This is a genomic window from Providencia sp. 2024EL-00732, from assembly GCF_044006275.1.
GTDB lineage: Bacteria > Pseudomonadota > Gammaproteobacteria > Enterobacterales > Enterobacteriaceae > Providencia > Providencia huashanensis.
Map to the genome: position 1 here is coordinate 307,283 of NZ_JBIPDG010000003.1, position 21,997 is coordinate 329,279.

Here is a 21,997-nt window from a genome sequence, read left to right on the forward strand (position 1 = left end):
TATTCTCCCTACCGATTAAACCTCTGGGCGACGGATAAATAACGCCATTGATTCTAAATGGCTAGTGTGCGGAAACATATCCAACATCCGCAAATGTAATAATTGATAACCCCCACCAAGCAAAACCTTGCTGTCCCTAGCTAATGTTGTAGGGTTACATGAAACATAGACAATTTTTTCTGGCATCAGTTTAATTAAATGTTCCATTACACCAGCAGCTCCGGCCCTTGCAGGGTCTAATAACACTTTATTAAACCCTTGAGCTGCCCATGGCTGTGTATGAATTTGTGCTTCTAAGTTCTCATTATAGAATGCTACATTATAAATAGTATTGAGCTGAGCGTTGTTTCGTGCTTGTTCGACTAAATTTTCAACACCTTCAACCCCAACGACAGATTTCGCTAGCCGAGCAATAGGCAGTGTAAAATTACCCATTCCACAAAACAGGTCTAATACCCTGTCTTCACTGTTGATATCCAACCATGCTAACGCCTGCTCGACCATTTGTTGGTTAACTTGCGCATTAACTTGAATAAAGTTTGACGGATTAAATCTCAACCTTTCCCCTGCGACTTGATATTCAGGTAATGGGGAAGCCTCAGTCAGCGTATGTAAGTTTTCATCATTACCTGCTAACCAGATAGACACTCCGTGCTGATTTTCAAAATCAATGAGTTTTTGTTTATCTGAAGATAGCAAAGGAGCCAAATGCCGGATCAATACAACTTTGCAGTTATCCGCATAAATTAATTCAACATGCCCCAGTTTCGCGGCAATACTGAGTTGGTTGAGGCATTGTGAAAGCGGCTCAAGCAATATGTCTAGATCGGGTGATAAAACAGGACAATGTTTTATATCAACCAAAGTATTCGATTGAGTTTTTCGAAAGCCCATGACTAACCGATGGCTTTTAGAATGGTATTGCAAACCCAAGCGTGCTCGTCGACGGTAGCCATATGACTCACCGCTGATAACCGGGGTTGCTGGTTTATCTACCCCCGTTTCGCGTAACATTACATACTGTAAAGCAAGGGCTTTACTCTCCCTTTGTAGTTCAATATCAACATGCTGTTGTTGGCAACCACCGCATTGTTCAAAGTAACCGCAGCGTGGCTTAACCCTTTGTGGATTGGTACTCAACCGCCTAATAACCTTCGCTTTTGCAAAATGACGTTTATCTTCTGTTAATTCAATCTGAGCTTCTTCATTAGGCAATAAGCCTGCCACAAAAATCGTTTTGCCATCGACACGAGCGACACCTTGCCCAGCAGCATCAAGGCTTTCAGCAATAACCGTTATTTGACGGCGTGAAGTAGTACGGCGGTTCGGAGAGTAAAATTGAGCCATAAGTAGTCACTACGGAGTATTAAGTTATAAAAATAATGATTGCCGTTTTTCCCGTTTCAACACGTTGCTTTTTCCGCCTATTAATAAGGAAAAACCTGTCCCCTTAGTATACCTGTTTTTCCTATCATTTTATTGAATACTTTGCGAATTTATTACATAACATCAATATAATGTTAGTTGCTGACCATAAATTTTCTATATTCTTCATAGGCATAGTGATCTGTCATCCCACTAATATAGTCTTGTATTAAACGTGCCCGGTAATAAAACTCGAGGATTGAGCGGTCAGACTCATTGGTCGCAGAAATTTTTTCAAGCGCTTCAGTATAAGATAAGCGGTGCTTATTAGATAACTTATGGAATAAACGAGTTTCAATAAAAAAATGCTTATGATAGTTTTTGTCCACTAGTTCCGCAAAATCTGTTCTGCTCATCATTAATAATGGGCTATAGAAATCGAGTAACCCACTAATAATGCGATACCCTTGAAGTTCTAGTTCCTCAACTTCATGGTGGTTAAAAACATGCTTAAATGCCACTGTTTTTAATACTTTCAATAACCTATGCTCAGGGCTTTTATCTTCCAGTAATGCGCTATTAAAATTACCATGGTAAATTTCAGGTAAGTTTTTTATAAACTGTTGAGCACTGTAATGGCATAACTTACTCGTAATATTGACGCGTAAGTACATAAAAAACTGATCTTGTTGAATGCGCCTTGTGTGATTATCACTAATATTGTTATAAGCACGCATAATGGTTTGGTCAAACAAATCGTTTGGTTCAATAGGACCCCATTCTGCCTTTAAATAATCGATTAATTTTTCGACGGTAAAAATACCTTTTTCAGCAGCGTCATCCAGATCAGCAATGCAATATGAAATATCATCAGCCGCTTCCATAATATAAGAGAGAGGGAAGCGACAATATTTCTCCATATCGAGTTTTTTTGTCAATTCACTGACAAAATCTGATTCAGACCAATAATAACCCGGTTTTTTCATTAAATAGTCAAATTCTGCAGGGATCGGAGCTAAATCATAAGCCCCGCGAGTATATTTCAAAATTGAACCAATCTGTGCGTAGGTCAAATTTAATTTGAGCAACCGATGAGCCATACGCAACCCTTGAGCATTGCCTTCAAATGAACACAAATCGTGCTTCAATTGACGACGAAAAAGGTCTTGCTTTTCATTACCTGTCAATTGTAAGGCGTGTATTTGGCATGGATCAGGAGAGTCTGGTGTATAAAGATAGCCGGGAGCCAATAATTTACTGAACCAACGCTGTATTGCAGCTTCACCAAAATGACCAAAAGGTGGGTTGCCGATATCATGCATTAAGCAAGCCATTTCAACGAGGCTTTCAAAGGCGTCACACCTTTCATCTAACCCATAGGTTTCTAATAACTTTCTCTTTTTTAATTCACCCAAAACGGTTTTACTAATGTAACGCCCCACTTGCTGAACCTCTAGTGAGTGAGTCAATCGGCTACGTACAGCAGAATTTTGTTCTAACGGAAAAACTTGTGTTTTTTGTTGTAAGCGACGAATGGCAGCAGAATTAATGATACGCCCCCGATCACTTTCAAATAAGCGATTAACGGCGTCTTCATCTTTTTCCGAAACTTTTTGATTCTTTGCGCTACTCGTATAATTACGCTGAAAGCTTAGCTTTTTAAGAAAGTTAATCTCCCCCATTCTTTCCTCTCCCTTATCTAAATTTATTAGTCATTATATAACCAAAGTGCAGGAAAAATACTTCACGCCTCAACTTTCAATGCTACACTTCGTACAGCTTTGTAATTTCATTGCTTAAACATGAGATATTGCAATATTAGTTGCGATAGCGCTCGAAGATCAAAGCAATAACACAACAAAATTCTATTTTCCCTAAATAATGTGTTGTAAACACTAAGTAGGGGAATATGGTGAAGGAGACAAAATGAAAGTTGGGGTCATTGGTGCAATGGAGCAAGAAGTTGCTATTTTGCGCTCACAAATTGAAAATTGCCAAACGATCAGCCGCGCAGGCTGTGAAATTTATACCGGAAAAATTAATGGTGTTGACGTTGCTTTATTAAAATCAGGTATTGGTAAAGTTGCGGCTGCAATCGGTACAACATTATTACTAGAACATTGCCAACCTGATGTAGTTATCAACACTGGGTCCGCAGGTGGGTTAGATCCTCGTTTAAATGTTGGTGATATTGTTGTCTCTACTGAAGTTCGTTATCACGATGCCGACGTCACCGCGTTTGGCTATGAGCCAGGCCAAATGGCACAATGCCCACCAGCTTTTGTCGCGGATAGCAACCTGATAAACGTTGCGGAACAATGCATTAATTTATTGGATATGAATGCAGTACGTGGTTTAGTCTGCAGTGGTGATGCTTTTATTAATGGAGCAGAACCATTAGCTCGTATCAAAGCCATGTTCCCTCAAGTTGCTGCAGTTGAGATGGAAGCGACTGCGATAGGGCAAGTTTGCCACCAGTTTGGCGTACCATTTGTTGTCGTTCGCGCCATTTCTGATGTAGCCGATAAAGAGTCTCATACCAGTTTTGATGAGTTTTTACCTATTGCTGCTCGCCAATCTTCACTGATGATCAACGCGATTTTAACAAAACTCGCTTAATTTTCTCCTATGAAAAAGCATAACTAACATTCCGTTATGCTTTTTCATTGCAGCTAAGATAAATGATAGTCATGAAAAGAATTCCTCATTTTTATTCCTTCACAGTTACCTTGTTATGTACCTTGTTGGTTACTTTTTCTGCTCTAGCTACCCCCAAACAACGGGTTATTAGTTTATCACCAGCAAACACCGAACTCGCCTACGCGGCTGGATTAGGTGATAATTTAGTTGCAGTTAGTGCTTACTCCGACTATCCAGAACAAGCAAAAAAAATAGAACAAGTTGCTGATTGGCAAGGGCTAAATGTGGAGCGTATTATCGCACTTAAACCGGATTTAATTCTTGCATGGCGAGGAGGAAACCCACAGCGCCCTCTCGAACAACTCGCATCTTTTGGTATTCCTATTATTTATTTCGACCCGCAAAGCATCGATGAAGTGATTAATTCAGTAACTGAATTAGCACAATACAGTCCTAACCCCAAAATTGCACAACACAATATTGAAATGATGCGGGCAACCTTAGCCTCTTATCAAAATAAAAAAGCCTTAATCAACAAACCAAAACGTGTGTTTATTCAATTAGGTATCCAGCCTTTATTTAGTACTGGTAATCAGACATTGCAAAATGATGTTGTGGAATTTTGTGGTGGTGAAAATATTTTTGCTAATAGTACAGTGCAATGGCCGCAAGTCAGCCGTGAGCAAGTACTCACCCGCAAACCAGATGTGATTATCATGACAGGTTCAGCAGAACAGGAAAAAGCAGTGAAAGAATTTTGGCATCCCCAACTCAATGTCCCTGTTATTCGGTTAAACGAAGATTGGTTTCATCGAGCAGGCCCAAGGATTGTGAATGCAACCGAACAACTGTGCGAACAGCTAAACTTACTATCTAATTGATAATTAGGAACTAAAATCCGAGAATTATAGGTTATAGGTTATAGGTTATAGGTTACAGGTTACAGGTTACAGGTTACAGGTTACAGGTTACAGGTTACAGGTTACAGGTTACAGGTTACAGGTTACAGGTTACAGGTTACAGGTTACAGGTTACAAGTTACAGGTTACAGGTTACAGGTTACAGGTTACAGGTTACAGGTTACAGATTACAGGTTACAGATTACAGGTTACAGGTTACAGATTACAGAAATTTTCTAAATAGTTCGAGTTGTGGCAAGGCGGCAAATGAAGATATCTCGGGGAGCATACACAAGTATGTGACCCGAGTAGCTGAATGAAGCCAACACCGCCACAGCTCGAAATATGACGAAAATTTGGCAAGGCGGCAAATGAAGATACCTCGGGGAGCGCACACAAGTATGTGACCCGAGTAGCTGAATGAAGCCAACACCGCCACAGCTCGAAATATGACGAAAATTTGGCAAGGCGGCAAATGAAGATACCTCGGGGAGCACACTCAAGTATGTGACCCGAGTAGCTGAATGAAGCCAACACCGCCACAGCTCGAAATATGACGAAAATTTGGCAAGGCGGCAAATGAAGATACCTCGGGGAGCACACACAAGTATGTGACCCGAGTAGCTGAATGAAGCCAACACCGCCACAGCTCGAAATATGACGAAAATTAGACGCTAAAGGACGACCCACACCCACAAGTAGACTTAGCATTCGGGTTCGTCACAATAAAGCGCGAGCCTTCTAAACCTTCAGTATAGTCAACACTTCCGCCAACTAAATATTGTAAGCTCATTGGGTCAACCACAAGAGCAACACCTTGCTTCTCAATGGTCATATCACCTTCATTGATTTGGTCATCAAATGTGAAACCATACTGGAAACCACTGCATCCGCCACCGGTAATATAAACACGTAAACGCAGATTTGGGTTATCCTCGTCAGAAACTAGATCTTTAACTTTTATTGCTGCCGCATCAGTAAATTGTAAGGGCAGAGCTGAATCATCACTCATTTTTAGCTCCAAACCGGTAACCGGTAAATTCATGGGAAGCAAAAGCCGCCCCAGATCAATTAATCTAATTATCCGCCACTTGACTAAATCGTTCAAGTGTTGTTACACAATTAGACACATTGTGCATATCTTAGGATCAACATTTGGTTTAATTGAGACAGTGCTTTAGAATGGAGGCAAATTTCTATTTAGCCTCTTTTTGGAGCCCTGCCATGTCGCAATCTGAAAAACTTTATGCACTAGCAAAAGAACAAATCCCTGGTGGTGTAAACTCACCAGTTCGTGCCTTTAATGGTGTTGGCGGAACCCCTTTGTTTATAGAAAAGGCTGACGGTTCATATATTTATGACGTCGATGGCAAAGCCTATGTGGATTACGTTGGCTCATGGGGGCCGATGGTCTTAGGGCATAATCACCCAGTTATTCGTGATGCAGTAATTAAAGCTGTGCATAAAGGTTTAAGTTTTGGAGCGCCAACCGCAGCGGAAGTTGAAATGGCTGAACTCGTCTGTGAACTAGTGCCCTCTATGGATATGGTACGTATGGTGAATTCAGGAACAGAAGCTACCATGAGCGCTATCCGCCTTGCTCGGGGCTACACTGGACGTGATAAAATTATCAAATTTGAAGGTTGTTACCACGGCCATGCAGACTGCCTATTAGTAAAAGCAGGGTCAGGGGCACTCACTATGGGGGAGCCGAATTCTCCAGGAGTCCCTGAAGATTTTGTTAAACACACCTTAACCTGTACTTATAACGATCTTGCCTCAGTTCGCCAAGCATTTGAAAACTACCCTGAAGATATTGCTTGTGTGATTGTTGAACCTGTTGCTGGCAATATGAACTGCGTCCCTCCTACAGCTGAGTTTTTACCGGGTTTACGTGAGCTTTGTGATGAATTCAATGCTGTATTAATCATTGATGAAGTCATGACAGGCTTTCGCGTAGCTCTGGGCGGCGCACAAGACTATTACGATGTTCAACCTGACTTAACTTGTTTAGGTAAAATTATCGGTGGCGGTATGCCTGTTGGCGCGTTTGGTGGCCGACTTGAGATCATGGAAAAACTCGCGCCAATTGGCCCTGTTTACCAAGCTGGTACATTATCGGGTAACCCTGTCGCGATGGCAGCGGGTCTCGCTTGCTTAAAAGAAGTCGCTCAGCCAGGCGTCCACTCACGTTTAAATGAGCTAACAGAAAAATTAGCCCGTGGTTTAAAACGCGTATCCCAAGAACAAGGTATCCCGATGGTAATCAACCATGTGGGCGGTATGTTTGGGGTTTTCTTTACTGATGCACCGACTGTAACTTGCTACCAAGACGTGATGAAGTGCGATGTAGAACGGTTTAAGAAATTCTTCCATTATATGTTAGAACAAGGCATTTACCTTGCACCTTCGGCTTTTGAAGCTGGTTTTATGTCTATCGCTCACAGTGATGAAGACATTGAAAAAACGATCAAAGCCGCCGAAACTGCACTGATGAAAATTAAAAACAATTAATTTACACTAACATTATAGAGGTGAAGCTATCTCCACTTTCACCTCTATTCTTCTTATAGTTAACGATAGATAACTATATCCTCATGCAATAACTCAAACTGTACTTAGTAATTCTCTCAATAATTCAGCCCGTCGCTAGATGATTAGTGAGCTAGAACTTAAGGTATACAACCGTGTGGGGCTAAATCTAGTGAATACAGCCAACAACGCTAAAAAGTGAAACGTTACGCGGTAATTCTCTCAATAATTCAGCCTGTAGCTAGGCGGTAAGTGAGCTAGAACCTAGGAGCATACAATAGTATGTGACTAGGTCTAGCGAGTGCAACCAACAACGCTAAAAAGTGAAACGTTACGCGGTAATTCTCTAAATAATTCAGCCTGTAGCTAGGCGGTAAGTGAGCTAGAACCTAGGAGCATACAATAGTATGTGACTAGGTCTAGCGAGTGCAACCAACAACGCTAAAAAGTGAAACTTTACGCGGCAATTCTCTAAATAATTCAGCCTGTAGCTAGGCGGTAAGTGAGCTAGAACCTAGGAGCATACAATAGTATGTGACTAGGTCTAGCGAGTACAACCAACAACGCTAAAAAGTGAAACGTTACGCGGTAATTCTCTCAATAATTCAGCCTGTAGCTAGATGGTTAGTGAGCTAGAACTTAAGGTATACAACCGTGTGGGGCTAAATCTAGTGAATACAGCCAACAACGCTAAAAAGTGAAACGTTACGCGGCAATTCTCTAAATAATTCAGCCTGTAGCTAGGCGGTAAGTGAGCTAGAACCTAGGAGCATACAATAGTATGTGACTAGGTCTAGCGAGTGCAACCAACAATGCTACAGGTTGAAGTATGACGAGAATTTAGGGATTATTGCCAAACATATCCTTAACCCAATCCGGTGCATCATTTTGTGGCTCATCGTTATTGCCATTTAGGTTCCAAACTGGGTCTTGGTTTTCTGATGCTTGGCATAAAGCTTCGGGGTTATCCGTCCAGATTGGTAGCATTCTACCCCCACCAAAATTTGAACAGCTTAATTGCCCATCGGCAGTCACTTGCATATCTACAACCCCTTCTGGGGCACGATTGATTAATGCCAAAGGTGTTTGATTATCAAGGTAACGTTGATATACCTTCAGTGCTCCTGTTGCACCAGTTAATTGCGTAGGACCATTGTTATCACGACCTACCCATACAATCGCGACTTCCTTACCGTCAATGCCGGCATACCAGCTATCACGCAAATCGTTAGTTGTCCCTGTTTTACCTGCTAAGTTATATTTGCCATATTTAGACAATAATACACGGCCAGTCCCTTGCTTAACCACTTGTTGCATACCGTATAACGCTAAGTAGGCAGCTTGTGAAGGTACAGCACGCTCTGCAGATGGATAGCTTTGATAAATCTCTTTACCATCACCATCAATCACTGAACGCAGCGCAGATAATTTAGCACGATTACCGCCGCCGCCAATGGTTTGATAAACTTGTGCGACTTCAGCTGGTGTCAAATTTACCGCCCCTAGTAGCATCGCAGGCACTTTTTCCATTGCTGCAGCTGGCGCTCCTAGACGTACAAAGGTATTAAATACCTGATCTAGACCAACTTCCAACCCTAAGTTTACTGTTGGGATATTCTGTGAGCGAGCAAGTGCATCGACTAACATCATACGGCCATTAAAATTACGGCTATAATTCCTTGGGCTCCAATTTTGATTACCCACCTTAACAGTGAGTGGTTCATCTTTTAACCATGTATTTAAACGATAGCGATCAGGCTCACTCAGTGCAGCAAGGTAAACAGGAGGTTTCGCTAACGAACCAATACTACGGCGTGCATTCAATGCTCGATTGAAGCCAGAAAACTGAGGTTGAGAGCCACCAACCATGGCACGAACTTCACCATTAATACGGTCAACGACCACCATTGCGCCTTCGATATCGTCTAACTTACGAGCCTTACGTAAATCAGCGACTCCATTTTCCACCGCATTTTCCGCAGCCGTTTGAGCGACAGGGTCTAAGGTTGTAAAGATTTTTGCACCGGATAACTCTTTAACTTGATCACCCAGTTTTTGATTTAACTCTAAACGTACCATTTGCATAAAGGCAGGCTGAGAAGCCACCAACCCTTCTTTATTTTTCACGCCAAGAGGCCTTGCACTGAGCACTTGGTACATTTCTTGGTCGATTACGCCGCGTGTTTCCAAGATTTTCAACACAATGTTACGGCGTTTAATTGCATTTTGTGGCTTAGTCCATGGGTTATAAGTTGATGCCCCTTGTACCATACCCACTAACAGTGCCTGCTGGTCAAAACTTAACTCATTAATTGGGCGACCGAAATAATACAAACTTGCTAGCGGGAAGCCACGAATTTCATCATTACCATTTTGGCCTAAGAACACTTCGTTTAGATACAGCTCTAAAATACGTTCTTTGCTGTAGTTATAATCCAGCAAAATAGCCATGTAAGCTTCATTGGCTTTACGTTTTAATGTGCGTTCATTAGTTAAAAATAAGTTTTTTACTAACTGCTGCGTCAGGGTACTGCCCCCCTGAACCGAACGCCCAGCCGTTAAGTTGGCAACAACAGCACGGCCAATAGAGTATAAACTGACCCCATCGTGCTCATAGAAGTTGCGATCTTCGGTTTCCAGTAAAATTTTGACCAACGATTCGGGGAAATCAGACAATGGCAATACTAAACGTTGTTCATTATTCGCCGATTGCATCATCGTGATCAGTTTAGGGTCTAATCGGAAAAAGCCAAATGAACGGCCATTTTCCATATTTTCAATTTTACTTAACCCATTATTTTCAAACACCATACGCGCTAATATTTGCCCTTCTTTTTGATCAGGGAAATTAAAAGGACGGCGTAAAATTTCAATGCTATTACCGCGAACCACAAATTCGCCGGAGGTGGTGATTTTACTCACTTTTCGGTATTGCATACCTTCGAGCAGGCGAACCATTTCAGCTTGGCTATAGTCCATTCCCGGTTCAAGGTTAACCATCCTGCCATATACTGCCGCAGGTAAATCCCACACCTTGCCATCGAGACGTTCTTTAATTTGTTGATTTAAATAAAAACCGTATGCTGCTAATAAAACAGCAAACACAATCATTAGTTTGACTAACAGCCAGAACCAACGCCATTTGCTTTTCACTTTACGTGGTTTGTTATTTTTCGAGCCTTTTTTAGCCATTTGCTCTTCTTCGTCTTCATCATCGAGATATTGTTGGTCAATATCATCATTTTCGAATAAATCTTCATCGTCATAATCATCGCGGTCTCTGCGACGGCGGGATGAAGATTGTTTTTTCCCAGCAGATTTTTTGTTGCGTCTGCCTATTGGTTCAAAATCTTTACCTGACATGGTCGCTCCATATCACCTTACAAAATAACTTAACAACATAATCATTCACTATTTGAATAGCTTAGTGGTTAATTTTGGCTCATAACCTTAGAGATTTCACCAAAGAAAGCTCTTAATTACATTTCCTTACTCACATTAAGCAGGGATAAGCCATTTTTATGAACCTGCTATTAGAGCATAAAAATAGTTTATTTCGCACCCATCATCGCTTTTTTTGTTTGCCGCGTTGGTGCTGTATTTGCTGGGTCATCGGGCCATAAATGTTTTGGGTAGCGACCTTTCATTTCTTTTTGTATTTCTTTGTAGCTTCCATGCCAAAATGCGCCGAGATCTTGTGTAATTTGTAATGGGCGCATCGCAGGGGAAAGCAAACAAACCGTTAACGTGATTTTCCCTTGCGCAACAGTTGGATTCGTTTTCTCACCATACATTTCTTGCATACGAATTTCTATGACAGGCGGCTTATCCAATGCATAGTGAATACTCACATCATGTGAAGAAGGTGCGCGGTAAGTTGTAGGGAACATGTTCGCTAGCCACTGCTGTTGTTGCCAATCTAACCGGTTTATTAGCAATTCTGCTAAATTAATTTGCTGCAACTTTTGTTTATTGGTTACCTCAATAAGATAAGGCTCAAGCCATTCATCTAATGTTGATAACAATGTACTTTCATCAAAGGATGGTAATTCAAACTCAGGGAAATATTGCTGTGCTAACGTACAACGAATACACAGTTGCAACGCATCCTCTTGCCAATTCAATTGTTGCAGCCCATTTTGTTTTAGCCAATAAACCAACGCTTTACTGATATCAGCTTTATCTGGGTTACTCATGCGTTCTGATTTCACCACTAACTGGCCGCACTGCAAGCGCTTCCATGCTAGCAATGTCCCTTTTTGCTCATCCCATTCAACGGTTTCTTGCTCATTAAATAGTTCAGTACAATCTTTTTGCAATTCTTGTATATCAATGGGGTACGCAAGTGCCACTCGTGCATCTGCGCTATTTTCTGGTTGCCACAACAATGGCACGATTAACCAAGAAGTTCCCAATAGCCTATCCGTTTCGTGTAGCGATGCTCCAAGCCCACTGGATAACTGATAACGCAATTGATTGTCCCTCGTTTTTGCTATTTGGTCGGGAAAACCGGCTGCTAATAATGTTGGTAACCACTTACTTATCAGTGCGGTTTGCTGCCCTATACTCGCGTTAACTTTTCGTCCACTTAAAATGGTCGCACGCCGGCACCAGCTTTCGCTTGGCCGGTCTAAGTAATAACGTAAGTCGCACTCACCACCTCTTGGCGGCTCTTCAATAATAGCCACTAATAATGCGGCTAATTGCAAAACTGACTCATCTTTAGCGACTTGTGCTTTATACAATATCGCGGCAGTACGTACTGAGCTACCTAGTTCTGCCATCTTCTGTCCCATGATAGACAGTTTCCCTTGTGCATCAATCGCGCCAAGTTTAGCAAGTAGATTTTTTGCCGCCCCAATCGCGGGGGCTGGGGGTAAGGTGAGCCATGATAATTGTGTCACATCATGGCAGCCCCACTGTAGTAAAGAAAGCCATAGCCCACTGAGGTCACTTTGGTTGATTTGTGCTTCACTAAATTGAGCCGCACGCTCCGCTTGCTCTTCACTAAATAGATGCCAACATACCCCAGCTTCTAAGCGCCCCGCTCGCCCAGCCCGCTGTGTCATTGATGCTTGGCTAATGCGTTGCTTAACTAATTTTGTTATCCCTGAACGAGGGTTAAACTGCCCTACTCGCTCCAGGCCGCTATCCATCACTAAGCGAATACCTTCTATAGTTAAGCTGGTCTCCGCAATATTAGTCGCTAGCACAACTTTACGTTTCCCTTCAGGAGCTATTTGGATTGCTTGCTGCTGTGCTTTAAGAGATAAAGCTCCATATAAAGGACACAAAAGTATGTCCTCACTCACTATCGAAGCTAATTCAGCTCTTACTTTTTCTATTTCTCCCACGCCCGGGAGAAATAATAATAGTGACCCTTTCTCTTGCTGCAAAAACAGCCATGCTGCTGCCGCGACTTCTTTATGAAATAATTTATTAGGATTTATGGGATGATATTCACGAATAACGGGGAAACTGCGTCCTTGTGAAGTGATCACTGGAGCATTAGGGAACAACTGGGAGAGCCCTTGGTTATCAAGGGTAGCAGACATCAATAACACCCGCAGGTCATCCCGTAGAGCTTGTTGTGAATCAAGTAATAATGCAAGGCCAAGGTCTGCTTGTAAGTTGCGTTCATGAAATTCATCTAAAATCACCAACCCAACCCCTTCAAGCATAGGGTCATTTTGTAATAACCGTGTTAAGACGCCTTCCGTTACGATTTCTAACTGAGTATCACGACTAACTTTAGTTTCTGAACGCATACGTAAACCAATGGTATGGCCAATTTCTTCCCCAAGTTGCTCCGCTAAACGCGCGGCAACTGCTCTAGCCGCAAGACGCCTAGGTTCCAACATAATAATCCGCCCATTAACCACCCCGCTTTTTAAGATTTCTAATGGCAAAACGGTGGATTTACCGGCTCCCGTCGGTGCATGTAATAGCACTTGAGGGGATGATTTTAATGCGGTAATTAGTGATTCTCTGACGTCTAATATGGGGAACACTTTGGTTATCACTCCATGCATTTAACTTTTACTATCAGACATTGTAGCATTAGCCACTTTCAATCATATTAAAATCAGTGTATTGACAACTCACCTCGTATGACAGCGGAGAATATATGGAGTTTAATCCTTGTTTAAAATCGGCCACGCTAATTAAGCGCTATAAACGCTTTTTGGCTGATGTCACCCTGCCTAATGGTGAAGAAATCACTATTCATTGTGCTAACACCGGCGCAATGACTGGCTGTGCGACACCGGGTGATACTATTTGGTATTCCACATCTGATAACCCAAAACGTAAATATCCCTACAGCTGGGAACTTACCCAAACAGCTAATGGCGATTTTATTTGTATTAATACGCTGCGTGCGAACCAATTAGTTGCTCAAGCTTTAGCCGAAAAACACATTCCAGAATTATCCGAGTACAGTGTAATAAAGCCAGAAATGAAATATGGTTCAGAAAATAGCCGAATTGACTTTTTTCTCTCAGACAGTGAATTACCAGATTGCTTTATTGAAGTTAAATCAGTAACTTTACTTGAAAATGGCCACGGTTTTTTCCCTGATGCCGTCACGCTAAGAGGGCAAAAACATTTACGCGAGCTATCACAGATTGCTAAAGAAGGAAAAAGAGCCATACTATTGTTTGTTGCTTTACACACAGGTATTCACGTAGCATCTGCGGCTGCACATATTGATAAAAAATATGCGCAGTTATTAGAGGAAGCGCGGCAAAGTGGTGTTGAAGTACTTTGTTATCAAGCTGATATAACTGTTCAACAAATGGCGTTAGGGAAGCAGATTCGCTTTAACTCTATTAAATAAAGTTTTTTTAACCAATTTTTATACGAGGCCGCTGAGTTCTGGGCGCTAGAAAGGGAATAAACACGCTCGCCCTCACAGCATTACAAAACTCATTGCAGGAACGATTGCCAAGAGAGCTCTCTTCTGCTATTTATAGCGACCTTAATTTTTCCCCTTTGGGGTTTTTGTAAAATTTGCGTGTGTAGGAGAAGCATTATGCAAGAAGGGCAAAAACGTAAGACATCGTCCTTAAGCATTCTCGCCATTGCTGGGGTTGAACCCTATCATGAAAAAGCTGGCGAAGAGTACATGAACGAGGCCCAGTTGGCGCATTTTAAGCTCATTCTCGAAGCATGGCGCAATCAACTCAGAGATGAAGTGGACCGGACTGTTACTCATATGCAAGATGAGGCAGCTAACTTTCCAGACCCCGTTGATAGAGCCGCTCAGGAAGAGGAGTTCAGCCTTGAATTACGTAACCGGGATCGTGAGCGTAAACTGATCAAGAAAATAGAAAAAACCCTGAAAAAAGTTGAAGATGATGACTTTGGCTTTTGTGAATCATGTGGCGTAGAAATTGGTATCCGCCGTTTGGAAGCCCGTCCTACTGCTGATTTATGTATCGACTGTAAAACATTAGCTGAAATTCGCGAAAAGCAAATGGCAGGCTAATAGCTCAGATGGAGTCCTAAACGGCGCATATTACGTGCGCCGTTATAAGGTTTTGTCACCGTGAAAACTTGCTCTCCCAGCATTCTCCTCCCCGTTAGTCATGGTTTATATTGGTTACCCCCTGCATTTTTATGGTATTTTTAAGCTATCTTGCTGTTTTATCTAAATTTAGTATTATCATTAATACTAAATAATACTCATCCATTACACCTAAAATTTTAGAGGGCTTAAAATTAGCCATTTTTTTGGCCAATGATTAAAAAAAACAAATAACCTAACGCCCTAAAATAGCTTAAAATAAGGCATTGCAGGTCATATCTTACGAAAGCAAAAATAAATTATGCTATTTTTTGAGTTAATTTTATTGGTAAAATTAATGATTAGACATGACTTTTATGCGTTTAACCATTCTCAAAGAAACTTCTGTGAGCTATGATTAGCCGCTTATTTTGTTTAATGAATATTGGTAATCACATCGAGGTGTACTATTTTTAACCGTGTAGCAAATTTCTGCCGTAATATTTTATCTCGCAATACAAATGCATCAGATGAAGATGCATCACAGCATCGTGACATTTTACGAGATACTCAGGCAGCCGGTAAAAGGCCAGTCACTCATTCTGCTGATGCGCAAACTGCATCAAAAGAACAGAACACTAAGCAAACTCATAAAACAGCGCCTATTAAAAAAACGGTTCGTCAATCTCAACGTGCCGACCCTACGCCTGAGAAACACACCATAATGACAACCGTTAACGACGAAAACATTACTGTTATTCCCCGTGCGGAGCACTCTATTTCCCGTAGTGATATTAGTGATAATGCTCTAAAAGTCCTCTATCGATTAAATAAAAGTGGCTTTGAAGCCTATTTAGTCGGCGGAGGGGTTCGCGATTTACTTTTAGGTCAAAAACCTAAAGACTTCGATATCACCACCAATGCAACACCGGAACAAATTCGTAAGCTATTTCGTAATTGTCGCCTAGTCGGCCGCCGATTCCGTTTGGCTCATATCATGTTCGGTCCTGAAATTATTGAGGTGGCAACGTTCCGGGGGAATCATGACCAAAATGCTTCAGAAGATAAAAACCTGTCTTCTCAAGCACAAAACGGCATGTTGCTGCGTGATAATATCTTCGGCTCTATTGAAGAAGATGCGATTCGTCGTGACTTCACAGTGAATAGTCTCTATTACAATATTGATGATTTCTCCGTACGTGACTACGTTAATGGGTTAAAAGACTTAAAGGATGGGGTTATTCGCTTAATTGGCGACCCTGAAACCCGTTACCGTGAAGACCCAGTTAGGATGCTAAGAGCGGTACGCTTCGCATGCAAACTCAATATGAGTATCGAGCCAAAAACCGCAGATCCTATTTATTCACTCGCTCATTTATTAAAAGAGATACCGTCGGCAAGGCTGTTTGAAGAATCACTTAAGTTGCTACAAGCTGGGCAAGGTTATACCACTTATATGATGCTCAAAAAATATGGTTTATTTGAGCAGCTATTCCCTGTTGTTGCTAGCCGTTTCACTGAAAACGGTGACTCACCAATGGAAAAAATCATTGAGCAAGTCCTGAAAAATACCGATTTCAGGCTTAAAAATGATAAACGCGTTAACCCTGCTTTTTTATTTGCGGTTATGTTATGGTACCCCGTAACCGAGCATGCTGAAAAGCTTACTCAGGAGGGCGGATTGGCTTATTATGATGCCTTTGCGCTGGCCATGAATGACATTTTAGACGAACAATGTCGGTCGATTGCAATACCGAAACGTATCACAACCACAATGCGTGATATTTGGTTATTACAACTTCGATTACCTCGTCGTCAAGGCCGCCGTGCAAATAAACTAATGGAGCACCCTAAATTCCGTGCTGCGTTTGATTTATTAGAACTAAGAGCCAATGTCGAAAACCGGAATGAACTACAAGAATTAACATTGTGGTGGGCGGATTTCCAACAAGCTAATAATAGCAAGCAGCGTGAGATGATTTCCGAATTAGGCAATATGCCAACGCGTCGGCGTCACCGCCCACAACGCTCATCAAACGCTGGGGCTCGCAAGCCTAATAAGTCATAGTAATACATAGAGAGAGTACCATGGAACAAGTCTATATTGCTGTAGGAAGTAACCTTGGTAAGCCACTACAACAGGCTCAGCAAGCTATTGCAGCATTAGATGCGATCCCTAACAGTCGTGTCGTTTCAATCTCTTCTATTTATCGAACTAAGCCTTTAGGGCCACAGGATCAGCCAGATTTTCTCAATCTGGCTGTATTACTAGAAACAGATCTCGAGCCCGAAGAGCTACTTGATCACACACAAAAAATCGAATTAGATCTTGGACGAGTGCGTAAAGAAGAACGTTGGGGTCCTCGCACTCTTGACCTTGATATCATGCTTTTTGGTAACCGAGTTATCCATACCCCCCGGTTAACCATTCCACATTACGGGCTAAAAGAGCGGGAATTTATGTTGTATCCGCTCAGTGAAATTGCCCCCACCCTAGTTTTTCCTGATGGCGAAACGCTTTTGGAAAGACTCACACAAGTTCCTCGCAATGGCCTGACGCTTTGGGACATTACCCCTTAAAGTGTGCAACCTCTTATGAGGTATGGTCGCAAGGAGATCATTTCCGGAGGTTATTATAATGAAACCAATTTCTCTGGCTGATTTATGTCAGTTTAAACAAGACAAACGCAAGTTCGCAACCATGACAGCCTATGATGCTAGTTTTGCTCAATTATTTTATGAGCAAGGAATTCAAGTCATGCTCGTTGGCGATTCACTTGGCATGACTATTCAGGGCGAGTCTTCCACATTACCCGTTACCGTTGAACAAATTGCTTATCACACACGTTGTGTTCGTAAAGGGGCTCCAAACGCCTTTATCATCGCTGATATGCCTTTTATGAGCTACGCCACACCAGAACAAGCTTGTGCAAATGCCGCTATTTTAATGCAAGCAGGCGCCAATATGGTAAAAATTGAAGGCGGCAGTTGGTTGTGTGACACCGTAAAAATGCTATGTGAACGCTCCGTTCCTGTTTGTGGCCATCTTGGTTTAACACCACAAGCCGTCAATATACTCGGGGGCTATAAAGTCCAAGGGCGTGATGAAGTGACTGCTAATCAAGTCTTGAAAGATGCAATCGCCCTCGAAAATGCAGGAATGCAATTATTAGTACTTGAATGTGTTCCTACTTCATTAGCGAGTCATATCACTGAAGAATTACTGCTCCCCGTTATTGGTATTGGCGCAGGAAATGAAACTGATGGTCAGATTCTCGTTATGCATGATGCACTTGGTATTACAGCCCGCCCACCAAAATTCGCTAAAAACTTTTTAGCGCAAGCGGGTAATATCAATGATGCTATCCGCATGTATATTCAAGAAGTGGAAGATGGGATTTACCCAAGTGAAGCTCACTCCTTTTCCTAATTGACTACAAAAAACCATAAGGAACACACGTATGCTTATCGTTGAAACGGCACTTATACTACGCCGTGAAATCCGTCGCTGGAAACAAGAAGGCAAACGTATTGCACTTGTGCCAACAATGGGCAATTTGCATGATGGTCACTTAACACTCATTGACCAAGCTAAACAGCAAGCTGATATTGTTATTGCCAGTATCTTTGTTAACCCAATGCAATTTGATAGGCAGTCTGATTTAGCAAATTACCCGCGAACGTTGCAAGAAGACTGTGAGAAATTAAAACGTCTTGGTATCAATTTAGTTTTTGCACCTTCTCCTCTCGAATTTTACCCTGACGGGATGGAAAAGCAGACATATGTTGAAGTCCCTGAACTATCAACGATACTAGAAGGCGCAAGTCGTCCGGGGCATTTCCGTGGTGTCGCAACTGTTATTACTAAGCTGTTCAACTTAGTACAACCTGATATTGCGCTGTTTGGTAAAAAAGATTATCAGCAATTACAATTGATTCGTAAATTAGTTAATGATTTATCATTCGATACCCAAATCATCAGTATTCCAACAGTTAGAGCAAAAAATGGGCTAGCCTTAAGTTCTCGCAATAATAATTTATCTGCTGAAGAGCAAAAAATAGCCCCTCAGCTTTATCAAATTATGTTACAAGCCGGGCAAAAATTAGCAGAAACCCCTAGCATTGCAAATGACCTTGTCAATGAAATGGAAGAGTCTTTACGCCAAGCTGGTTTTACACCAGATGAGCTATTTATTCGTGATGCAGAAACCTTGTTACCCCTTAATGGGTCGAGTAAACGAGCCGTCATCCTGATGGCAGCATGGTTAGGGCAGACTCGACTAATTGACAATTTGCAAGTTGACCTTCCCGTCGATATTGCATAAAAACAAAGTACTTATAACAATAAAACAACACACTGCAATTACAGAGTTTACAGCTAGGCGTTCAATAAACAAATCTCTAGGAGCCTAAGACTAGGGAGGGAGAACGTCAACAACGCTGTGGGCCGAATGAGGAAGAAAAAAATGTTAAGAAGAATGTTGCAAGGAAAACTACACCGCGTCACTGTTACTCAGGCTGACTTACACTACGAGGGCTCCTGTGCTATTGATCAAGACTTCATGGATGCAGCCGGTATCCTTGAATACGAAGCGATTGATATTTATAACGTTGATAACGGGGAACGCTTTTCAACTTACGCGATTTCAGGTGAACGAGGTTCGAAGATTATCTCTGTGAATGGCGCGGCTGCACGTCGTGCCGCTGTTGGGGATAAACTTATTATTTGTTCTTATGTACAGATTGAAGATGAAGATGCTCGCCTTCATAAGCCTAAAGTCGCTTACTTTGATGAAAATAACGTTATGAGTCGTGTGGCAAAAGCGGTACCCGTACAAGTGGCTTAACATAAGACTAAAGCGTCATCATATTAATGGCGCTTTAGTTTATTCAATATCTATTATTTATTGATAGGTCACTTCTATATCCATCGAAGCATTCGCCGTACCTGGGGTAATCGCTTTATCCATCTGTATATAAGATGATTCAAAATAGATAATTGTTTTCCCATTTACATATGATGGTGATACTGATGTCTTCCCCCCTAGCCTCATCAAGTTCCAACTAGTATAATCGTTACTGTATGAGGTTCTTATCCCAACCCCTTTGGCGCTATCTGAAGATGAAGCTAACCTTAATGTCGTCTCGCTACCTGAATAATTATTACCCCGAAGATAGAGATAAATCACTGTCCCTTCATTACAATCAAAATCAAGTTGCCATCTGACAGCTTTACTTTTCGTATTTACACCGCTCCCAAAGCCAGACGACCCTATTACGTGAACACCAAGATCAATGTCTTGTGTTCTTGAAGATTGAATTGAACATGTATTGGAAGATACACGTCCTGAAATGTTAAAAACGGCATCATAACCGATAGACTGAGCTGAAAAAAAGCACACTAACGCAGTAAGACAATGAGTCGTATATTTGATATTTTTATTCATTGCTTATCCTTAATTATTTCGCACCACAAATGTAATAGAGGCATTTGCAGGCCCAGCTGTTGCGCTATTTGCGAGTTGCTTATAACGTGCACGTAACCGAACTGTATTGCTTCCTGATGTCGTTCCCGATGAACTAACTAACGTGCTCACTTCATTTGCGTTTTTCTCTTCCCAACGCTTACGCTCATCGGAATAAGCTTCAACTTGAATAGCCATTCCACTTGCTGAACCATCTGATTTATCTATCTCAAATAATTTTCGGTCTAGCTCCGCAGGTGTACCTTCTAACGCACCGACTATTTGCCGATTTGCTGTAAAACAACTAAACACTAAGTCAAACTCCACCCAATCTGTTACTGAGTTACGAGGAAAATTACTCCCATTACCTTCAAGAAACCACATACCTAAATCCACACTCTGTGCAGCTGAGGATACACTACATGTTTGAGCTTGAATTGACCCTGTAAAATTTACCTTGATATAAGCATCCGCAGCTATTCCATTCTTCGAGACCAGAAATAACAAAAATGCTATTACTAAATTTGGTATATGTTTCATATTGTATTTACCCTTTATCATTTATACACAAGGGTAACTGTGACCTGTGCATTACCATTAGTCGCTTTGACTTCATTAGACGTTTTGACATACTTGAACTCAAATGTCTTTGTAATGATTGGGCTTAAGCTCGTTTTATCTAGCAAAGAATAGACATAATTAGTGGATAACGAGCGATCTCCCCCCAACCTCAACGGCGATGATTTCCCAGCTTCGTAAACACGAACAGCAAATCCAGGGTTCTCATTGTGATTTTCTAAATAAATAATATCTGTATTAACATTGCTGGGATGCAAATTATCTGCAACTGTATAAGCTACGGACATTATTGTTGGGCAATTAATCGTAATCGACTGCTGAGCATGACCAAAAGTATCCCCGATATTTAAGGAACGAACTTTAGCTATATCATGGACCCCAAGATCAACAGACTGCCGAACAGATGAAATTGAACACGTACGCTGTGCCCAAGAAATTAATGTTGATGTAGGTAATATTTCCCCTACAGATGTTTTCCAGTCCATATCGCCGCTACATTGCACTTTTATTGGGCTAAAGTGTGTTGCCGCCGTATCGGTCCCTTCAATATCCCCTTGAACTGTTTTGATATACATCATTCGTGTTTCAAGTTGTAGAGTCGATGAGCCATCAGCCGCACTAATTTCACTATTATTTCCTGTTAGTGGATACCATTGGCTTGTTCCTTTTTGCCTTACTCCAACGACATAACCCACACCACGAATATTGGTGTTAAACACAGGGTAACTTCCGGAACCATCATTAATCACTATTCCTGTAGGCTGACTATTCACTTGTGGGGTAAACTTAAAATTCCCCGCCATGTCAGCAGCACACAACTCATGATTTGAACTAGGATCAAATTGTTTCCATCCATTACCTAATATGGATTCACGAGGAAGTTTATGCGCTGCAGCGTCAATTTCTAGATCCCCTAAATTGATACGAAATTGACTAATACCGGATGCGCTAAATGAAAAAAATATAATGCCAATCGAAGCAACAATCTGTTTTATATTCATATTAAAAAC

General features: G+C 41.6%; 18 protein-coding genes. 10 read left to right on the plus strand and 8 right to left on the minus strand.

The window, feature by feature from the left end; genetic code table 11:
* Window positions 1–15 precede the first annotated feature (15 nt).
* On the minus strand, window positions 16–1,347 hold the full coding sequence (gene rlmD / locus ACHB7C_RS08095; RefSeq protein ID WP_166685760.1) for a 23S rRNA (uracil(1939)-C(5))-methyltransferase RlmD: 1,332 nt from the start codon (window positions 1,345–1,347) through the stop codon (window positions 16–18).
* A gap of 173 nt (window positions 1,348–1,520) precedes the next feature.
* A complete protein-coding gene (dgt, locus tag ACHB7C_RS08100; RefSeq protein WP_042848185.1) occupies window positions 1,521–3,047 on the minus strand; it encodes a dGTPase in 1,527 nt (508 codons plus the stop codon).
* Between the two features lie 244 nt (window positions 3,048–3,291).
* Between dgt and mtnN the strand changes: the two genes are divergently transcribed.
* Window positions 3,292–3,984: a 5'-methylthioadenosine/S-adenosylhomocysteine nucleosidase gene (gene mtnN, locus ACHB7C_RS08105; protein ID WP_048608086.1), complete on the plus strand. Its 693-nt coding sequence runs from the start codon at window positions 3,292–3,294 to the stop codon at window positions 3,982–3,984.
* Window positions 3,985–4,055: 71 nt separating this feature from the next.
* Window positions 4,056–4,886, plus strand: coding sequence for a vitamin B12 ABC transporter substrate-binding protein BtuF (gene btuF, locus ACHB7C_RS08110; protein WP_166685758.1), 831 nt, complete (start codon window positions 4,056–4,058; stop codon window positions 4,884–4,886).
* A 685-nt stretch (window positions 4,887–5,571) separates the two neighbouring features.
* Here btuF and erpA read toward each other — a convergent pair.
* On the minus strand, window positions 5,572–5,916 hold the full coding sequence (erpA, locus tag ACHB7C_RS08115; RefSeq protein WP_042848258.1) for an iron-sulfur cluster insertion protein ErpA: 345 nt from the start codon (window positions 5,914–5,916) through the stop codon (window positions 5,572–5,574).
* A 212-nt stretch (window positions 5,917–6,128) separates the two neighbouring features.
* Here erpA and hemL point away from each other — a divergent pair, with 212 nt between their 5' ends.
* Entirely contained in the window at window positions 6,129–7,418 is a 1,290-nt protein-coding gene (gene hemL, locus ACHB7C_RS08120; RefSeq protein ID WP_042848260.1) for a glutamate-1-semialdehyde 2,1-aminomutase, read from the plus strand.
* 858 nt (window positions 7,419–8,276) lie between these two features.
* Here hemL and mrcB read toward each other — a convergent pair.
* Together mrcB and hrpB are read right to left on the minus strand one after the other, a co-directional pair.
* Entirely contained in the window at window positions 8,277–10,799 is a 2,523-nt protein-coding gene (gene mrcB, locus ACHB7C_RS08125) for a bifunctional glycosyl transferase/transpeptidase (protein WP_395346967.1), read from the minus strand.
* A gap of 188 nt (window positions 10,800–10,987) precedes the next feature.
* Window positions 10,988–13,468, minus strand: coding sequence for an ATP-dependent helicase HrpB (gene hrpB / locus ACHB7C_RS08130; protein ID WP_166696570.1), 2,481 nt, complete (start codon window positions 13,466–13,468; stop codon window positions 10,988–10,990).
* A 95-nt stretch (window positions 13,469–13,563) separates the two neighbouring features.
* Here hrpB and sfsA point away from each other — a divergent pair, with 95 nt between their 5' ends.
* The 7 genes from sfsA (at window position 13,564) to panD (ending at window position 19,790) form a co-directional block, all read left to right on the plus strand.
* Entirely contained in the window at window positions 13,564–14,274 is a 711-nt protein-coding gene (gene sfsA, locus ACHB7C_RS08135) for a DNA/RNA nuclease SfsA (RefSeq protein ID WP_166686053.1), read from the plus strand.
* A 195-nt stretch (window positions 14,275–14,469) separates the two neighbouring features.
* Entirely contained in the window at window positions 14,470–14,925 is a 456-nt protein-coding gene (gene dksA / locus ACHB7C_RS08140) for an RNA polymerase-binding protein DksA (RefSeq protein WP_042848193.1), read from the plus strand.
* Window positions 14,926–15,667: 742 nt separating this feature from the next.
* The gene (gene pcnB, locus ACHB7C_RS08145; protein WP_206074972.1) at window positions 15,668–17,011 is read left to right on the plus strand and encodes a polynucleotide adenylyltransferase PcnB; all 1,344 of its coding nucleotides are present in this window, start codon (window positions 15,668–15,670) and stop codon (window positions 17,009–17,011) included.
* A gap of 20 nt (window positions 17,012–17,031) precedes the next feature.
* Window positions 17,032–17,523 carry a 2-amino-4-hydroxy-6-hydroxymethyldihydropteridine diphosphokinase gene (folK, locus tag ACHB7C_RS08150; RefSeq protein ID WP_042848194.1) on the plus strand — a complete coding sequence of 164 codons (492 nt, stop codon included), beginning with the start codon at window positions 17,032–17,034 and terminating at the stop codon, window positions 17,521–17,523.
* Between the two features lie 58 nt (window positions 17,524–17,581).
* Window positions 17,582–18,373, plus strand: coding sequence for a 3-methyl-2-oxobutanoate hydroxymethyltransferase (gene panB / locus ACHB7C_RS08155; protein WP_042848196.1), 792 nt, complete (start codon window positions 17,582–17,584; stop codon window positions 18,371–18,373).
* Between the two features lie 31 nt (window positions 18,374–18,404).
* Complete coding sequence (gene panC, locus ACHB7C_RS08160; protein ID WP_048608094.1) at window positions 18,405–19,268, plus strand: pantoate--beta-alanine ligase; 864 nt, start codon at window positions 18,405–18,407, stop codon at window positions 19,266–19,268.
* Between the two features lie 141 nt (window positions 19,269–19,409).
* The gene (panD, locus tag ACHB7C_RS08165) at window positions 19,410–19,790 is read left to right on the plus strand and encodes an aspartate 1-decarboxylase (protein WP_042848200.1); all 381 of its coding nucleotides are present in this window, start codon (window positions 19,410–19,412) and stop codon (window positions 19,788–19,790) included.
* A gap of 57 nt (window positions 19,791–19,847) precedes the next feature.
* Here the strand turns inward: panD and ACHB7C_RS08170 are convergent, their stop codons facing one another.
* The 3 genes from ACHB7C_RS08170 to ACHB7C_RS08180 are packed head-to-tail and all read right to left on the minus strand — an operon-like array spanning window position 19,848 to window position 21,988.
* A complete protein-coding gene (locus ACHB7C_RS08170; protein WP_166686052.1) occupies window positions 19,848–20,390 on the minus strand; it encodes a fimbrial protein in 543 nt (180 codons plus the stop codon).
* 9 nt (window positions 20,391–20,399) lie between these two features.
* On the minus strand, window positions 20,400–20,948 hold the full coding sequence (locus ACHB7C_RS08175) for a fimbrial protein (protein ID WP_166686051.1): 549 nt from the start codon (window positions 20,946–20,948) through the stop codon (window positions 20,400–20,402).
* A 17-nt stretch (window positions 20,949–20,965) separates the two neighbouring features.
* Window positions 20,966–21,988: a fimbrial protein gene (locus ACHB7C_RS08180; RefSeq protein ID WP_166686050.1), complete on the minus strand. Its 1,023-nt coding sequence runs from the start codon at window positions 21,986–21,988 to the stop codon at window positions 20,966–20,968.
* Window positions 21,989–21,997: the final 9 nt, after the last annotated feature.

Bases quoted from the DNA above. Each gene is read 5' to 3' on its own strand.
- hrpB (WP_166696570.1), bottom strand. From the start codon at position 13,468: ATGCATGGAGTGATAACCAAAGTGTTCCCCATATTAGACGTCAGAGAA.
- rlmD (WP_166685760.1), bottom strand. From the start codon at position 1,347: ATGGCTCAATTTTACTCTCCGAACCGCCGTACTACTTCACGCCGTCAA.
- ACHB7C_RS08180 (WP_166686050.1), bottom strand. From the start codon at position 21,988: ATGAATATAAAACAGATTGTTGCTTCGATTGGCATTATATTTTTTTCA.
- ACHB7C_RS08175 (WP_166686051.1), bottom strand. From the start codon at position 20,948: ATGAAACATATACCAAATTTAGTAATAGCATTTTTGTTATTTCTGGTC.
- ACHB7C_RS08170 (WP_166686052.1), bottom strand. From the start codon at position 20,390: ATGAATAAAAATATCAAATATACGACTCATTGTCTTACTGCGTTAGTG.
- panD (WP_042848200.1), top strand. From the start codon at position 19,410: ATGTTAAGAAGAATGTTGCAAGGAAAACTACACCGCGTCACTGTTACT.
- panC (WP_048608094.1), top strand. From the start codon at position 18,405: ATGCTTATCGTTGAAACGGCACTTATACTACGCCGTGAAATCCGTCGC.
- btuF (WP_166685758.1), top strand. From the start codon at position 4,056: ATGAAAAGAATTCCTCATTTTTATTCCTTCACAGTTACCTTGTTATGT.
- pcnB (WP_206074972.1), top strand. From the start codon at position 15,668: ATGACAACCGTTAACGACGAAAACATTACTGTTATTCCCCGTGCGGAG.
- sfsA (WP_166686053.1), top strand. From the start codon at position 13,564: ATGGAGTTTAATCCTTGTTTAAAATCGGCCACGCTAATTAAGCGCTAT.
- dksA (WP_042848193.1), top strand. From the start codon at position 14,470: ATGCAAGAAGGGCAAAAACGTAAGACATCGTCCTTAAGCATTCTCGCC.
- folK (WP_042848194.1), top strand. From the start codon at position 17,032: ATGGAACAAGTCTATATTGCTGTAGGAAGTAACCTTGGTAAGCCACTA.
- hemL (WP_042848260.1), top strand. From the start codon at position 6,129: ATGTCGCAATCTGAAAAACTTTATGCACTAGCAAAAGAACAAATCCCT.
- mtnN (WP_048608086.1), top strand. From the start codon at position 3,292: ATGAAAGTTGGGGTCATTGGTGCAATGGAGCAAGAAGTTGCTATTTTG.
- erpA (WP_042848258.1), bottom strand. From the start codon at position 5,916: ATGAGTGATGATTCAGCTCTGCCCTTACAATTTACTGATGCGGCAGCA.
- panB (WP_042848196.1), top strand. From the start codon at position 17,582: ATGAAACCAATTTCTCTGGCTGATTTATGTCAGTTTAAACAAGACAAA.
- mrcB (WP_395346967.1), bottom strand. From the start codon at position 10,799: ATGTCAGGTAAAGATTTTGAACCAATAGGCAGACGCAACAAAAAATCT.
- dgt (WP_042848185.1), bottom strand. From the start codon at position 3,047: ATGGGGGAGATTAACTTTCTTAAAAAGCTAAGCTTTCAGCGTAATTAT.